20 protein-coding genes and 1 pseudogene are annotated in these 12,874 nt (G+C 60.0%); 8 read left to right on the forward strand and 13 right to left on the reverse strand.

What is annotated here, in order from left to right; translation table 11 throughout:
• Positions 1-287: 287 nt before the first annotated feature.
• Positions 288-1,175: a DMT family transporter gene (locus tag AC0NID_RS22925; RefSeq protein WP_473457157.1), complete on the forward strand. Its 888-nt coding sequence runs from the start codon at positions 288-290 to the stop codon at positions 1,173-1,175.
• A 13-nt stretch (positions 1,176-1,188) separates the two neighbouring features.
• On the opposite strand, the gene AC0NID_RS22930 is transcribed toward AC0NID_RS22925, so the two are convergent.
• Complete coding sequence (locus AC0NID_RS22930) at positions 1,189-1,998, reverse strand: sulfotransferase family 2 domain-containing protein (protein WP_473457156.1); 810 nt, start codon at positions 1,996-1,998, stop codon at positions 1,189-1,191.
• 343 nt (positions 1,999-2,341) lie between these two features.
• Entirely contained in the window at positions 2,342-2,599 is a 258-nt protein-coding gene (locus AC0NID_RS22935; protein WP_473457155.1) for a GlsB/YeaQ/YmgE family stress response membrane protein, read from the reverse strand.
• A gap of 157 nt (positions 2,600-2,756) precedes the next feature.
• Here AC0NID_RS22935 and AC0NID_RS22940 point away from each other — a divergent pair.
• Positions 2,757-3,130: pseudogene (locus tag AC0NID_RS22940) on the forward strand (YidB family protein).
• 422 nt (positions 3,131-3,552) lie between these two features.
• On the opposite strand, the gene AC0NID_RS22945 reads toward AC0NID_RS22940, so the two are convergent.
• The gene (locus AC0NID_RS22945) at positions 3,553-3,855 is read right to left on the reverse strand and encodes a hypothetical protein (protein ID WP_473457154.1); all 303 of its coding nucleotides are present in this window, start codon (positions 3,853-3,855) and stop codon (positions 3,553-3,555) included.
• 98 nt (positions 3,856-3,953) lie between these two features.
• Here AC0NID_RS22945 and AC0NID_RS22950 point away from each other — a divergent pair, with 98 nt between their 5' ends.
• Positions 3,954-4,208, forward strand: coding sequence for a hypothetical protein (locus AC0NID_RS22950; RefSeq protein WP_473457209.1), 255 nt, complete (start codon positions 3,954-3,956; stop codon positions 4,206-4,208).
• A gap of 288 nt (positions 4,209-4,496) precedes the next feature.
• Here AC0NID_RS22950 and AC0NID_RS22955 read toward each other — a convergent pair whose 3' ends face one another.
• The 7 genes from AC0NID_RS22955 to AC0NID_RS22985 form a co-directional block, all read right to left on the reverse strand.
• Positions 4,497-4,724 carry a hypothetical protein gene (locus AC0NID_RS22955; protein ID WP_473457153.1) on the reverse strand — a complete coding sequence of 76 codons (228 nt, stop codon included), beginning with the start codon at positions 4,722-4,724 and terminating at the stop codon, positions 4,497-4,499.
• A gap of 55 nt (positions 4,725-4,779) precedes the next feature.
• Positions 4,780-5,232, reverse strand: coding sequence for a hypothetical protein (locus tag AC0NID_RS22960; RefSeq protein ID WP_473457152.1), 453 nt, complete (start codon positions 5,230-5,232; stop codon positions 4,780-4,782).
• A gap of 54 nt (positions 5,233-5,286) precedes the next feature.
• Entirely contained in the window at positions 5,287-5,499 is a 213-nt protein-coding gene (locus tag AC0NID_RS22965; protein ID WP_473457151.1) for a hypothetical protein, read from the reverse strand.
• Positions 5,496-5,807, reverse strand: a complete 312-nt coding sequence (gene lysC / locus AC0NID_RS22970) for an Rz1-like lysis system protein LysC (RefSeq protein ID WP_473522319.1) — start codon at positions 5,805-5,807, stop codon at positions 5,496-5,498. Before lysC ends, AC0NID_RS22965 begins: the two co-directional genes overlap by 4 nt.
• On the reverse strand, positions 5,692-6,078 hold the full coding sequence (locus AC0NID_RS22975) for a hypothetical protein (protein ID WP_473457149.1): 387 nt from the start codon (positions 6,076-6,078) through the stop codon (positions 5,692-5,694). Before AC0NID_RS22975 ends, lysC begins: the two co-directional genes overlap by 116 nt.
• A 100-nt stretch (positions 6,079-6,178) precedes the next feature.
• The gene (locus AC0NID_RS22980; protein ID WP_473457148.1) at positions 6,179-6,652 is read right to left on the reverse strand and encodes a lysozyme; all 474 of its coding nucleotides are present in this window, start codon (positions 6,650-6,652) and stop codon (positions 6,179-6,181) included.
• Positions 6,649-6,870 carry a DUF7940 domain-containing protein gene (locus AC0NID_RS22985; protein WP_473457147.1) on the reverse strand — a complete coding sequence of 74 codons (222 nt, stop codon included), beginning with the start codon at positions 6,868-6,870 and terminating at the stop codon, positions 6,649-6,651. Before AC0NID_RS22985 ends, AC0NID_RS22980 begins: the two co-directional genes overlap by 4 nt.
• A gap of 79 nt (positions 6,871-6,949) precedes the next feature.
• Between AC0NID_RS22985 and AC0NID_RS22990 the strand changes: the two genes are divergently transcribed.
• The 5 genes from AC0NID_RS22990 (at position 6,950) to AC0NID_RS23010 (ending at position 9,708) form a co-directional block, all read left to right on the forward strand.
• Positions 6,950-7,165, forward strand: a complete 216-nt coding sequence (locus tag AC0NID_RS22990; protein WP_473457145.1) for a hypothetical protein — start codon at positions 6,950-6,952, stop codon at positions 7,163-7,165.
• A gap of 179 nt (positions 7,166-7,344) precedes the next feature.
• Entirely contained in the window at positions 7,345-7,650 is a 306-nt protein-coding gene (locus AC0NID_RS22995; RefSeq protein ID WP_473457144.1) for an acyltransferase family protein, read from the forward strand.
• A complete protein-coding gene (locus tag AC0NID_RS23000; protein WP_473457212.1) occupies positions 7,580-7,942 on the forward strand; it encodes a hypothetical protein in 363 nt (120 codons plus the stop codon). Before AC0NID_RS22995 ends, AC0NID_RS23000 begins: the two co-directional genes overlap by 71 nt.
• Before the next feature lie 65 nt (positions 7,943-8,007).
• Positions 8,008-9,204 carry an IS256 family transposase gene (locus tag AC0NID_RS23005; protein ID WP_473457143.1) on the forward strand — a complete coding sequence of 399 codons (1,197 nt, stop codon included), beginning with the start codon at positions 8,008-8,010 and terminating at the stop codon, positions 9,202-9,204.
• 51 nt (positions 9,205-9,255) lie between these two features.
• Complete coding sequence (locus AC0NID_RS23010; protein ID WP_473457142.1) at positions 9,256-9,708, forward strand: acyltransferase family protein; 453 nt, start codon at positions 9,256-9,258, stop codon at positions 9,706-9,708.
• A 471-nt stretch (positions 9,709-10,179) separates the two neighbouring features.
• Here the strand turns inward: AC0NID_RS23010 and AC0NID_RS23015 are convergent, their stop codons facing one another.
• The 3 genes from AC0NID_RS23015 to AC0NID_RS23025 are packed head-to-tail and all read right to left on the reverse strand — an operon-like array spanning position 10,180 to position 12,870.
• Positions 10,180-11,547, reverse strand: coding sequence for an SGNH/GDSL hydrolase family protein (locus AC0NID_RS23015; protein ID WP_473457141.1), 1,368 nt, complete (start codon positions 11,545-11,547; stop codon positions 10,180-10,182).
• 29 nt (positions 11,548-11,576) lie between these two features.
• Positions 11,577-12,521, reverse strand: coding sequence for a hypothetical protein (locus AC0NID_RS23020; RefSeq protein WP_473457139.1), 945 nt, complete (start codon positions 12,519-12,521; stop codon positions 11,577-11,579).
• On the reverse strand, positions 12,511-12,870 hold the full coding sequence (locus AC0NID_RS23025; RefSeq protein WP_473457138.1) for a hypothetical protein: 360 nt from the start codon (positions 12,868-12,870) through the stop codon (positions 12,511-12,513). The genes AC0NID_RS23020 and AC0NID_RS23025 overlap by 11 nt, the downstream gene beginning before the upstream one ends.
• Between the last annotated feature and the right edge of the window lie 4 nt (positions 12,871-12,874).

Raw genomic sequence — 12,874 nt, forward strand, 5'->3', positions numbered from 1 at the left:
GGCCGGGACCTTCAGTTCAGTCGAATGCGGGGCGATTAGCGACTACAGCCGAAAAACACAAGTGCCTTGTGGCCGAGCGCACGCTCACCCGGTCTGAACCCGCAATCCGGTTTTCGGGGATGTGACGCGGATATAGGAACGCGTAAGAAGAAATGGAATGGGCGAAGACAGGTTCCGCCGACATCGGCATTCAGTGGAGGATCGCCGCTTCCGTTTGTCTGCCTTGCCGGATTTACAGTCGGATCTGGCCCATTGCCGGTGTGGCGCCACTCTGATCTCCTGACCCGATGCATTTCATTCCGATCGCCATCCGCGGCCCGCTGTTCATGATCCTCTCGACCGGATCCTATGTCGTCAACGACACGATGATGAAGCTCGCGACGGTGGGGTTACCACCTTATGAGGTGCTGTTTCTGCGCGGGACGGCGGCAACGCTGTGGGGCATTCCGTTGCTGTTTTCGCTGGGCTACGCCAGGCAGATCCCGCTGATCCTCGACAGGAGGGTGCTGCAGAGGAACCTGCTCGAGCTGGCGGCAATCCTTTGCTACGTAGTGGCGCTCGCCAACATGCAAATCGCCGATTCGACCGCCTTGGGGCAGATCACTCCCCTGCTTGTGCTGGTCGGCTCCTCCATCATGTTCCGCGAGCGGATCGGTGGGCTGCGCATGGCGCTGATCGGGCTCGGCTTCATCGGGGCGGTGATGGTGGCGCAGCCGACCATGCAGGGAATATCGATCTACGCTTTGCTGGCGCTCGGCAATGCGGCATTCGCCGCCGCGCGCGATCTGGCCGGGCGGCGGGTCGCCGCCAATGTACCTGGAATGATCGTCGCAATTTCCGCTGTGGTGGTGGTGCTGGCCGGCTCAGGCGCCGCGCATCTGATGTCAGAGCGTTGGGTGACGCCCGAGACGCATCATTTGCTGCTGATGGCCGGGGCCGGATTGTTCCTGATCTTCGGCCACTTTTTCATCTTCATGGCTTATCGCGTCGGCCCGACCGGCGTGGTGGCGCCATTCTACTACTGCTTCACCGTCTGGGCGGTCATTTCGGGTCTGGTGGTATTCCAGGAATTCCCGAATGCGCTGGCGATCGGCGGCATCCTGCTGGTGGTCGCCAGCGGGCTGACCATCGTGTCGCTCGACGAGCGCAGGCGCCGGCTGACCGTGGTGGCCTAGACCTGACCTGCCCCTAAAGGCTTATCCTCGGCTCGAGGAGCGAGCGTTTGAGCATGAAGTGAAGGAGATTGCGCGGCGTTCGGGGGTAGACGATCCGGCCATCGCGCAAGGCTGCCGGATCGCCGAAAACATGCAGCGTTGAGGGATCGCCGGCATCGCCTTCAGGAATACCTCCCCATTTTTGCGGATCGTAGTGGTCGACGAGAAAACCATAGTCGTAACGGCAAAACCGCATCGCCCTGGCCAGTGCCGCCGGCGACAGATCCGAAGGGCTGATTTTCCTGCCGCCGATCTGCAGCCGGGGCATATCGAGCGCCCGTCCGCTTACGGAAGACAAAAACGCCTCCACTTTGTCCATCTGCTCGAACTTGAAGACATGTTCGAAGAGGAACAGGTTGCAGCCGGTAAAATAGCGCGGCGATGCCACGTGGAACTGGATCTCCCACGAGCATGCGCAGTATTTCTCGATGTTGAAAATGAAGGTATCGAAGTCTGGGTCAACCGGAATGCCGAATTTTTCGAGCTTCACTTTGTCCGCAGTCGGCCTGGTCAAAACCCGAGCATCGGATATCCTGCTCGTATAGGCCGAGAGGAGCCTTTCCAGCGGATCGCGAACGATCGTGAACTTGCCCTTGTGTCCGTCGTAGACCGCAACGAAGGGGTCGACGTAATTCGTCGTCAGGTGCCCATGAACCTCATTGTCCGGATCGGCGAGAGCGTGCTGATTTCCGTCGAGCGCCATAAGCGCAAATTTGACGCTGCTGCTGCCGCTCTTGGGAATGGGATAGTAGGTGATCGCGAGCTGTTTTATTTCAATCGCCATTGCCGACCTGCGCCATGTTAGAAACGCTCAACCAAGTTATCGTTTCGTTTTCGCATTCTCTGTCAAAGGAATCATGGTGGGGGCAATGCCCGACCTGCCTGCCGGAACAGGCGGTGTCGCGGCTCTCGAAACAGCCTTCAGGCGGTTGCTCGATGAATTGTTGCCAATCCTGGCCGGAGGACTCGAAGCCGGCCTCAACGTGCTGACGGCGAAATTTTCAAACGGATCAGGTAGGGCGTTTCAGAGGGGCACGGCTTCCCACAGCGGAAAGCCGCGATGTTGAATACAGGGCCGAACGCGGCTGGTCAGTGCACGTCCCGCGTCGCCGAAGCAGCCCCGATTTCTAGAGAACCCGCTTCCCGGCGAACTGGTGATAGGCCCAAAGAACAACCACCGCACCGATCACGGCGACGATCAGGCTGTAGATGTTGAGGCCGGTAACCCCCGACGCGCCAAAGGCGCTGAAGATCAGCCCGCCGACGATGGCGCCCACGATCCCGAGCACGATATCGAGCACAAGGCCCTGCCCGCTCTTGTTGACGACCTTGCTGCCAAGAAAACCGGCGATGACGCCGAGGATGATCCAGCTTAATATTGACATTTTCCTCTCCATTCCCCGCCCTCAATTACTTCCACATCATCAAGCAAAGCTCAAGCCAACTTGAAATTGATGATTACGGAAAGCTCCAGCCAAATTGAAATTCAGCCCGAATGAGTCATTGTGGGTGGGATGGGCAACATTGACATGGAGATCCACAATGGGACTGTTTGACAATGCCGTTCCCGGCGGCAACGTCGCCAAGCCACTGATGATCGCGCTCGGTGCGTTGTTGGTTGGAAAAATGCTGAGCGGCAAAAGTGCCGACCAGACGGACCAGGCTCAAAGCCCCGCACCCGCGCCTTTTCGTGGGTCGGCACCGGGCAGAACCGGCCGATCCAGGCCAACGATCTGGGCAATGCGCTAGGCCCACAGGTCATTCGCGAGATCGCGCAAAGGGCGGGGATGAGCGAGCAGGACGTGGTCAAGCAATTGTCCGCGGCCTTGCCTGGTATCGTCGACAAGCTGACGCCGAACGGACAGGTGCCGCCGCAGAATCAGCTCGCGTCGATATTCAGTAAGTTCGCCAACTAAAGCGCCTCGCGTTTGAACGGAATCATGCGACGCGCTTTAAGTTCCTTTTTATGCATGTCGTTATCGCAAAACCGCTGCATACTTTTGCGCGACATGCACTACCTCGCCGCGCCTCGTTGGACGCACCACGAAGCTCCAACACCTTGAATTTTCAATTGCGGACGGTCCCGTCCGCAAAGCGTTTCGATCTGCGCTGCCCTTGGCTTGGGGTCATGCGTCAGATCTGCCGGGGCAGAGGATGGAAATCTGGAGCGGGTAGCGGGAATCGAACCCGCATATTCAGCTTGGAAGGCTCCCAGCAATTCAATGAAATCAATGCGCCGTGTCACGACACCTCGCGTGCCGTGTCAAGTTGCGGCATAGGATCGGCCGCCGTGTCACAACAACTTATCCTTGCTGCCGCCCTCATCTCCGGATAGCGATCAGGGCGGCATCATGCCCCATGTCGACGGCGCGCCTGCCTTGCTGGTGCCCTTCGGCTGCACCGTCAGGCCGATCTGCTTGCCGCCGCATTTCGAGCATTTCAGCTTCGGCACGATGTCGTCATGCATGGCGCCATGATCCGGCCCGAGCCTGTCGCGAAGCTTGATGAAATCGAGGGCCTGGTGATGACGACAGGCCGGGCGATGGCACCACGCCTCGATGGTGTCGCCGCTGTCGATGACGTCCTGAATGGTTCTGCCGGCCATCCCGGCGATATAGCTCTGGCCCTTGACGAATGCCAAGCCCGCGCCATCATCCCCGGTTTGGAGGGGCACCCTATCATCAGCGAGCTCGGACCTTCTAGCTGGTGCGCATGGCAATCTGAAAGGCATTGTTCGACATGAAACCTGGACTACTTGAAGAAGTTCCCTGGTCAAATGACTCCATCACGGCTTACGACAGAGAGCATTTCACCATCTATTGTCAGATCCTCGACTACTGCGCCGACAATGCCAGCATAGAGGAGATGGCCGAACGCATTCTCGGCATCGACCCGGCCATTGAACCGGTCCGCGCGCGCAACGCTGTTCGCAGCCATATCGACCGGGCGAACTGGATGGTGACGACCGGTTCCAAGCACCTGTTCGCCGGCTGACTGCTATTCTTTCATCGCTAAAGCCCAGATCCCTGAACGCAAAAAAGCCCGCCGCACCTTTCGGCACGGCGGGCTCATAGGCGAGCAAGGAACTACGCCAGCTCGACGCAACTGCACGCGGCAGGCCGATGGCCGTCGCAATACCACTCCTGGCGATCTTCAACCCAAGGATGGTCGCGAACGACTTCGACGCGAGTGGCGATGCGCTGATGCGTAGCGCACCAGAATACGGGTCCGTCTTCCTTCATGAGCGATAGAAGATCGGGGCCACTCACCCGAGCCCGACGCTTAGGCCTCGACTGGAGTGAAGTCGACATAATAACTTTTGCCGATCACCAGCTGCTCGGCGGCCTTCGGGTTGTCGATCTGAAACTCCGCGTGGCCGGAGGGCGTCGCCTTTTGGAAGGAAACATCCTCGGCGAGCTTCTGATCATACTCGCAGCGGAAGATCGCCTTTGCGCCGCCCCACGCCTGTGCGAACACGTTCTCCAGTTTCATTTTGCAACGAATGCCCATCTCTTCATCTCCATGAGTGGGGGTTGCCCGGAACCGCCGGGCGCGGATCGGAAGGTCAGCGCGACGGCAGCGATCGATTGCGGTCTTCGGCGGCGGCCTGGAGCGTAGCCGTCAGCGCCGAGATCGCATTCGACTGGCTGACGATCGAATCCTGCAGGCGATCAAGCCGGGTCAGCGTGTCCCTCTGGAACCGCTCCGACGCCGCGCTTTCCTGCGTCTGTTTCGTTTCCACGCTGATCAGACGTTCATTGACCTTGCCGGCCTGATCGATCGCCGACTGAGCCACCCTTTCGACCGTCTCGACGCGAGCTGTCGTCAGGTTGGCCTGGCGATCAGCCGATTCCTTTTGCGCGACAATCTTGTTGTCCTGCGCCTGGAATTTCTGCTCCAGGTTCATGTTCAACAGAACGGCCACGAAGCCGAGCGCCGGCAGCGAGAGCGCCATCGATAGCCGCGCCACGGCAAGGAGCATGACGTTTTCGGCGATCTTCTCCGACGTGTTCGACATCTCGTGATCCTCGTTCAAGTCCCCCGGCCCTTTCCATGCATGCACTGCCAATGTTCACGCCGCGTCGCGGCCGAGATAGAAATCGATCCGCCTGCGATCGGCGCAGATCACCCGGACGACCTTGCGATTCGGGTGCTCGTGCGCGAATGCGGACGCCACGCGCTGCGACTGGACCATGCATTCCATCGGCTGCATGCCGTCGGCGAGAATGGCCGGCCGGCAGTCCTGCCCGGACAGGGCGCATGAAACGAGGATGAGGGCGATCATAGTCCCTCGTCCCATGCTCTAACGCCGTCGATCTTGGTGCCGCAGGCCAGCAGCCGCTGTTCGTTGGCGTCGCCACGCGCGTAGAGGTCGTCCACCGTCTCGGCACCTCCGGCGGCGCCAGGCCCCTTGCGCCACGGCTTGCCGCAAGGCGCCGTCAGCACCTTCGGCACGCGCGGCTTGACGATCTCGACCTTAGTCAGGACCGCCGGCTTTGGGGCCGACTGGCACCCCGCGCAGAGCGTCAGGAATGCGAAGGCCAAGGAACTTGCGAGCGTCTTCATTGTCTCTCTCCGCCTTGCGGCGTTCATCGGTTGCCGTGTTCAGCGCATCGTTGGTTTCCGCCAGCTGTTCGGCGAGCCTGGCGGCGAGGTCCGCATCGCGCTGCTGCTGCGCCTTCAGGCGGCCCAGTGCTTCCTCGTTGGCCTTGATGACATCCTTGGCCGTCTGGAGGTCGACGCGCGCCTGATCGGCCTCGGCGCGGGCGGAAATGGCGTTGCCGCGATAGACGGCGGCGGCGCCGAAGAGGCCGAGGATGACCAGCGCGACGATGCCGGCGAGGACGAGCCTGATCTGGGTCATTGGCCAAGCCACCACCAGAATGCCGCCAGCTCGACGCCGAGGATGGTGCCGGCGCCGATCGCCGCGCCGACGACCATGGCGCTGACGGTCCTGGCGTCCATCAGCGGATACCCTCGAGGCAGATCCTGCGCTCTTCGGCTCGGCGCGTGGTGAGGCCCTTGATGACGCGACCGCCGGCGCGGTTCCATTTGGGCAGCTCGTTGCAGGCGCCGCGGATGTCGCCGGTGTTCACCCGCCTGGCCAGCGTCGACCTGCAATAGGCGCCGACGCCGACATTGTAAGTGAACGACAGGAAGGCAACGTAGGGCTTGTCCGGCACAGAATCGGGCGCGGCCATGCAGCGGCGCATGCCGGTTTCGAACTCGACCAGCGCATCACCAAGCATCGCCTTGCACTGGTCGGTTGTGTAGGCGTCGCCGAGCTTGACGCCGCGCGTCTCGCCGAAGCAGACGGTCGGAACGCCGACGACATCGCGGTACGCCCTGGTGCGCAACCCCTCGAAGCCACCGATCAATCCGATGGCAAGCGAGCCAGCGACGGTGATGCCGACGCCGGCCTTTTTCAAACGGCTCATTTCTTCTCTCCTAGGTTTTTTTGAACGACAAGGCGGGCGATGAAAGCGAAGGCCACGGTGAGCCCGGATAGTGCGGCAAAGACGCCTGGCGCGATCGGCAGCAGCCCGTCGAGCAGCGGCAGCGCTACTTCGAAGCCGGACAGAAGGCCGGCAAGGATCATCAGCCGGACAGACCAGGCGCGCTTCATCACTGCCCGCCAGTTCTTGACGAGATGCATGTCGGTCCTTTCCGCCCTCGCGGGCAGGTTGTGCGGTTTCGGATTTTTAGGTAGGGATCGGGCTTCAAAGGAGATGCCCATGGCGGACGGACCCCGTAGAGACCTGATAATTCTTGCCGGGCCGTGGGCTTCACACAGCGTGGACTTTCGAGCGAATGTGGCGCTGAAGGGCGGAGAAATCCGCACCGCCGATCATGGCCTGCTAAGGTTGATCGACGGCCGCTGGGAAGTTCTGAAGAGCGGCGACATCAACGAGGCCGACGTTATTCGGAATGCATTGCGCCGGCCGAGCTAGATGGCATGACGTTGCGGATCAAGTTGCCTGGAGGCACGCTGAAGGTGAAGACCTATCGCGAGTTGCGGACGCGAGAACGCGATCGTCGCGTTCCGGTGCTAAAATTGGGCTCGATGTATTTCATCTGGTGGTCCAACAAAAAAACCAACCGGGACTCTTCGCGGCGGGGTCAGCCGTAAATGCGGCTTGACAGCATTCAGGTAGGACGCGGGGCCGCAGCCCTCTTGGTCGTTCTTCTGCATTCGGAACTCGCCGTGACCAAATATTTCGGTGCGCCTATTACGAATGGAGCTTTCCTCTTTGGAAAGGCGGGGGTCGACTTCTTTTTCGTTTTGTCAGGCTTCATCATTTGGTGGGTACATAGCCGCGACATCGGGAACAGGGCCAGCCTCCCACACTACGCGATCAAGCGTTTTGCGCAGAATCTATCCGACCTATTGGGTGGCACTGGCCTGTGTGATCGCGATCTTTCTCGTCATGCCTGAGGCTGGAACCGGCCACGAATTGGAGTTGCCATCTCTGCTGCGAGCAATCGCGCTGTTTCCTAGTCCAGACGGGCAGATACTCGGTGTCGCGTGGACCCTCTGTTACGAGATGCTTTTCTACGTCCTGTTCTGCATTTTGATATTCGCGCCGAAAAGCGGGGCGTTTTTAATGGCTGGCTGGCTGTTGTGCGCCATGGTCTTTCCTGACGCGAAGTCCTTCATCTTCGCGCCATATCCTGCTCATTTCGCTATGGGCATGGGTAGTGTGCTGAGAGTTCTGCAAATTCGCTGAGAGAGGGCGGTCATGGCAGGCTGGTGATTGTTCACGTCACCTGATTCCCTGGAAGGAACGCCACCATGACCAAGATTGAAAGTAAGACCGCCAGCGCCGCCGTCAAAGACATTCTGCTTTCGAACCCGCAAGGACTGCACGAAGTGATCCGTGCGGTGATGCAGGAGGTGCTCGAGGCCGAGATGGACGAGGCGCTGGGTGCCTCGAAGGGCGAGCGGACGCCGGAGCGTCTCGGCTACCGCTCGGGCTATTACGGCCGCACCCTTGTCACCCGCGTCGGCAAGCTTGAGCTGCGGGTTCCGCAGGACCGGGCCGGCCGCTTCTCCACCGAGCTGTTCGAGCGTTACCAGCGTTCGGAGCGGGCCTTGGTGGCGACGCTCGCGGAGATGTATGTGCAAGGCGTGTCGACCCGGAAGGTCAAGGCGATCACGGAAGAGCTGTGCGGCCATGCGTTCTCGGCCTCGTCGATCTCGGCCATCAACAAACGCCTGGACGAGAGCCTGAAGGCGTTTGCCGAGCGGCCGCTTCAGGAGCCCTTTGCCTACCTCATCCTCGATGCTCGCTACGAGAAGGTGCGCGAGGCCGGCATCGTCATGAGCCAGGCTGTGCTGATCGCGGTCGGCATCGACTGGGATGGAAGGCGCCAGATCCTGGCCGTGGAGATGGCCAATCGCGAGAGCCGCTCGGCCTGGCGGGACTTTCTCGTCGGCCTGAAGGCGCGCGGCCTCAAGGGCGTCGAGCTGGTCGTGTCCGACGATCACGCCGGCCTGGTCGCAGCGATCGGCGAGGTCATCCCCGAAGCGGCGTGGCAGCGCTGCTACGTGCACTTCCTCAGGAACGCGCTCGATCACCTGCCGCGCAAGCACGGCGACGACTGCCTGCAGGAACTGCGTTGGCTTTATGACCGGCGCGATCTCACTGAGGCCAAGGCCGATCTCGCTGCATGGCTTGCCAAATGGTCGGGCCGCTATCCGCGGCTGACGACCTGGGTGGAGGAGACCATCGAGTACACGCTGACCTTCTTCCGCCTGCCGCGCCAGCACCACAAGCACCTGAAATCCACCAACATGCTGGAGCGCCTCAATGAGGAAATCCGCCGCCGCACCTATGTCGTGCGCATCTTTCCAAACTCACAGAGCTGCCTGCGCCTGGTCAGGGCAATGGCCGTCGAAACCAACGAAAACTGGATGGAGGCAAACCGCTACATCAACATGGACGACCTGCGCGAGCACAAAAAGCTCGCTCTGCGCCAAGCCGCATGACCACCACCATGGCCGCCTCAATTTGCAGAACTTGACGCACACAACCTGGGCATGGCGGCGGCGTTCCTCTCGAGGATCTTGAACCTTCGCCATGGCGTCGCCATCGCGGTGGCTGGAGTGTGCCTGTTTGCCGCTTGTGCCGTTGCCGAACTGCATCTCAGTGAGATCATTCGACATCTGTGCTACGCCGCCTCTAGCATGGTGATCATTGTCGGGCTTTGCAGCATGGATCTGAAATCGCCCACGTTGTGGCCAAAGTCGTTCCTGCTGTTGGGCGCGGCGTCCTACTCACTGTACCTGGTTCATTACCCAACACTCGTCGGAGCCAACAAGCTGCTCTCAAAAGTCTACCCAGAACTTTCCCCGTCGATCGCGCTCCTTTGTGCGATCGCTGTGGCGATTGGAGCCGGGATTACTTTCCACCTCTTGGTTGAGCGACCAATCGGCGAGTTCCTTCAGCGTCAAGACTCGCGAAAGCTCCCACTGGTTAGAGCGGGTCAATGACCAACCATCACCTTGTGAAGCGCCTTAAGATCATCAAACGTGACTGCCAACACCACCGGCTTCATCGTTCCTTCCTACCTTGTGAAAGGTTGACTGTTTGGGATGATCGGCGCTTTATCGTGCGCTTTCACTGGGATCGAGGCACCTGAATGGACGTGGCACCGACTTCATCTAGCGACCTTCTTGCTCTCTTGCGGCAGCAGTCCGGGCGAATCCAGACTACCGAAACCGATGTAATACTGTCGAACCCCAACTTGCTACGATTGCAAGATGCCGGTTACGTGTCGGTTGACTTTGCTGGCGGGGGATGGGGAACCTACGTCGACATAACACTAACGAATGATGGCAGAAGGCTACTCGGAATGAGAGTATCGCCACCCACTTGGCGCGAGCGGTTTCTGATAGCACTCTTTTCCCGCGCATCCCGATAAGAAAAATCTGGCCAGTTGGCACCTAATCCGCTTTGCTGAGCTAGATCGACATAACAACCGGCGCCACTATACCGGCAACGACTGCATAACCAGCCGCAGTCATGTGGACCTTGTCAGCATTATAATAGGTGGCGTTCAACTCATCGCCGGGATCGCCAATCCGGGGGTCGGCGGCAATGTCGGCAAGTGCATCAGCATATGCTGCCCAGTTTGCCCTGATCGAAGTGTTGGCCGTCAACCTGGAGGCCTCGAACGTACCGGGCGTGCCAGCACCAGATCTCGGCAGAATGGTTGCCGCGATCACCTTGAATCCCTCATTCCGCGCACCTTGACACCACGAAGCATAGCGCGTGAGAGCGTCGGCCACTGCTCCGCCAAAATAGAGATCGTTCGTCACCTCCCACATGACGATAATGTCTTTCGGGCGGGCCAGATCGTGGAGCGGGTCAAGGCGTGATGCGTCCGCCACATCAAGTTGAGCCGTCGTATAGCCAGGCGCCCCCAGGTTGAATAGATCCCAGCTGGGTAGCAATGCGGCCATCTGGGCTGGATAAGAGTCCGTAGACGGATTTGCCGAACCCGTTCCGAACGTCAATGAATTGCCATCACACCAGACACGTGGGCTTGTGTTGATGTTGAGGTTGAACTTCTGCTTGTACAAGCCGAGCAACAGTGCTTGCTCCGCTGCAGTCAGAACGCGATTAATGATCAGAAGTCCAAGGATCGCACCATCCCAGGTAAAGCCTCCAGTTGAAAGATCACCGATCGTCAGCGCGCCAGAGAGGGTGAGATTACCCGTTGCCATCTCCCTGGTTAGAATCTGGCTAGACGGGCCATGAACTCTGATCCTCTTGGTAGCGCCATCATAGGTGAAGGTCTGCAGATAAGTAGTTCCTTGTAGTGTCGTGGAAATCTGCGTATCTGACAATGCTGCCGAGTTTGCAGCAGCAAAAGCGCTGCCCACACGTCCGCCGTAAAAATTAAGTCCAGAAGCCGAGGCGAAAATCTTTGTCGCTGCCCCTGCACTCTGCACGACCGCGTAGCATGTAAAGGCAGTGTTAAAGCTTGCGTCTAAAAAAGAAGGTGTGAGCAGCTTTCGACCCACCGTATTCAAATCTATGCCGGGTCTGCCGTTGTAGAGGTTAGTCTTATAGACAGGCCGGTTTCCGATCGTCGTCTGCGTCGCATGGTTCGCAAGGCCTGATTTATCACGGGCCAAGCCGACCGGATCATCAGCTGCCGCGACAGGTGTGGACCCGGCACTGTCCTGAAACAGAGACGCGACGTCGGTGAAATCAAAGTAGACGCCTTTGTAGCCGCCGGAAAAAAGGGAACTTACCTTGAACCCCTGCGGGGGAAGGTCGGCGCCAGAAAGCGCCCTGCCCATGCTTATGATACGTGACGCCACTGCGGTGCACCCCTGTCCTTGTAATGAATTCAGATCGGCTCGTAGCCGTGCACATAGACGCTGCCGTCCTCGAAAACCGCTATCGGGAAGCGATTATTGTCATCCTTGAAGCCAGCAACGACGAGGCGTCCATCGATGTAGAATTCGTCAGGCTCAATAAGAACTTCATTCAGAGTTTCCACGCCGGTGGCGATACCGGTGATGCGGGCATTGAGCGAGACATCAGACCCCCGCGCGGCCTGAACTTCAGCCGTGACGAGATTGGCGGATGTCGTCTTCACGATCGTAATTTCCGTCGTGCCAACAGTGATCGGCGCCTGGTTTTGCACGGCCCATGTCTCGGAAGCATGCGTGCCGAAATCGACATCGAATCTCGCCCCCAGCAGATCGTCCGCTGCGCCCATGTCGGTCGAGCGTATCGCCGATCCTGCCGCCTGGACGACATAAACGCCATCGGCCACCGCACCCGCAGCTGTGGCGCGCGCGATGCGGTCGCCCTCGACTAGCACAAGCCCGTCTAGTGTTGCGCCAGCGATCATCGCGGAAGGCGCGGCGGCGGTTGTGACCAGCAACCGCACCGCCTGTTTCGCGGGCTTGACGCCGCTTAGCGCCAGCGCCTCGACGTCTTCGACCCGATCATAGAGAGTATCAAGCTCACCGACAGCTTCCTGGACTGCGATACGATCCGCGTTCGTCGCCTGCGCGGCTTCGATAGCAACGTTGGATGCGACGGTTGCAGCGTTGACCTGCGCGCCCCCCTGCTCCAGGAGCGTGCCCCAGAAATTGCCGCCGGTAGCAACCCAGACCCCAACCGTCTTTAGCCATTCGTCGCCGGTGGAGCGGATGATGGCGCGATCACCGTCGCGGCCGAAATCCGCGACTAGGTCCGCGGCGCTCTGCGCGATTAGGAACGACTGCCCGGCCTGCCCGGAAACAACGAGAACAGGAACTTCAAGGATTGCGCTATGCGACATCGCGGGTCACCGTTTTGAGGACTGGCCAGATCACCTTGTCGAGCACGATGCGGCTGTCGCCACCTTCGATGCGGGCGATGTCGAAGACGACGATGGTCGATTGATCCATCGGCCGCGTCGCCGCCTCCGACAGGAAGAAGGCAAGTGTGCGCGGCGCCTCGCGCTGCAAGGTCGCGGTTGCCGTGTCGGCCTCGAACAGCACCGGGCCGGGCACGGCGGCGCGGAACTGCGCCACCAGCCGGCCGCTGCCGATCGCCTCGGCGTCCCACAGATCCTGCGGGAACTGCAGCCGGATTTCGATGTCGTAGCCGGGCCGGATCGGCTCGACGTCGGGAAAGACGTATTTCATCGCC

The sequence above is a fragment of the Mesorhizobium sp. WSM4821 genome (genome assembly GCF_055901555.1).

Bases quoted from the DNA above. Each gene is read 5' to 3' on its own strand.
- AC0NID_RS22950 (WP_473457209.1), top strand. From the start codon at position 3,954: ATGAAACCTGGACTACTTGAAGAAGTTCCCTGGTCAAATGACTCCATC.
- AC0NID_RS22925 (WP_473457157.1), top strand. From the start codon at position 288: ATGCATTTCATTCCGATCGCCATCCGCGGCCCGCTGTTCATGATCCTC.
- AC0NID_RS22935 (WP_473457155.1), bottom strand. From the start codon at position 2,599: ATGTCAATATTAAGCTGGATCATCCTCGGCGTCATCGCCGGTTTTCTT.
- AC0NID_RS23005 (WP_473457143.1), top strand. From the start codon at position 8,008: ATGACCAAGATTGAAAGTAAGACCGCCAGCGCCGCCGTCAAAGACATT.
- AC0NID_RS23010 (WP_473457142.1), top strand. From the start codon at position 9,256: ATGGCGGCGGCGTTCCTCTCGAGGATCTTGAACCTTCGCCATGGCGTC.
- AC0NID_RS22955 (WP_473457153.1), bottom strand. From the start codon at position 4,724: ATGGGCATTCGTTGCAAAATGAAACTGGAGAACGTGTTCGCACAGGCG.
- AC0NID_RS22985 (WP_473457147.1), bottom strand. From the start codon at position 6,870: ATGCATCTCGTCAAGAACTGGCGGGCAGTGATGAAGCGCGCCTGGTCT.
- AC0NID_RS23020 (WP_473457139.1), bottom strand. From the start codon at position 12,521: ATGTCGCATAGCGCAATCCTTGAAGTTCCTGTTCTCGTTGTTTCCGGG.
- AC0NID_RS22930 (WP_473457156.1), bottom strand. From the start codon at position 1,998: ATGGCGATTGAAATAAAACAGCTCGCGATCACCTACTATCCCATTCCC.
- AC0NID_RS23025 (WP_473457138.1), bottom strand. From the start codon at position 12,870: ATGAAATACGTCTTTCCCGACGTCGAGCCGATCCGGCCCGGCTACGAC.
- AC0NID_RS22965 (WP_473457151.1), bottom strand. From the start codon at position 5,499: ATGATCGCCCTCATCCTCGTTTCATGCGCCCTGTCCGGGCAGGACTGC.
- AC0NID_RS22960 (WP_473457152.1), bottom strand. From the start codon at position 5,232: ATGTCGAACACGTCGGAGAAGATCGCCGAAAACGTCATGCTCCTTGCC.
- AC0NID_RS22980 (WP_473457148.1), bottom strand. From the start codon at position 6,652: ATGAGCCGTTTGAAAAAGGCCGGCGTCGGCATCACCGTCGCTGGCTCG.
- AC0NID_RS22975 (WP_473457149.1), bottom strand. From the start codon at position 6,078: ATGACCCAGATCAGGCTCGTCCTCGCCGGCATCGTCGCGCTGGTCATC.
- AC0NID_RS22990 (WP_473457145.1), top strand. From the start codon at position 6,950: ATGGCGGACGGACCCCGTAGAGACCTGATAATTCTTGCCGGGCCGTGG.
- AC0NID_RS22995 (WP_473457144.1), top strand. From the start codon at position 7,345: ATGCGGCTTGACAGCATTCAGGTAGGACGCGGGGCCGCAGCCCTCTTG.
- lysC (WP_473522319.1), bottom strand. From the start codon at position 5,807: ATGAACGCCGCAAGGCGGAGAGAGACAATGAAGACGCTCGCAAGTTCC.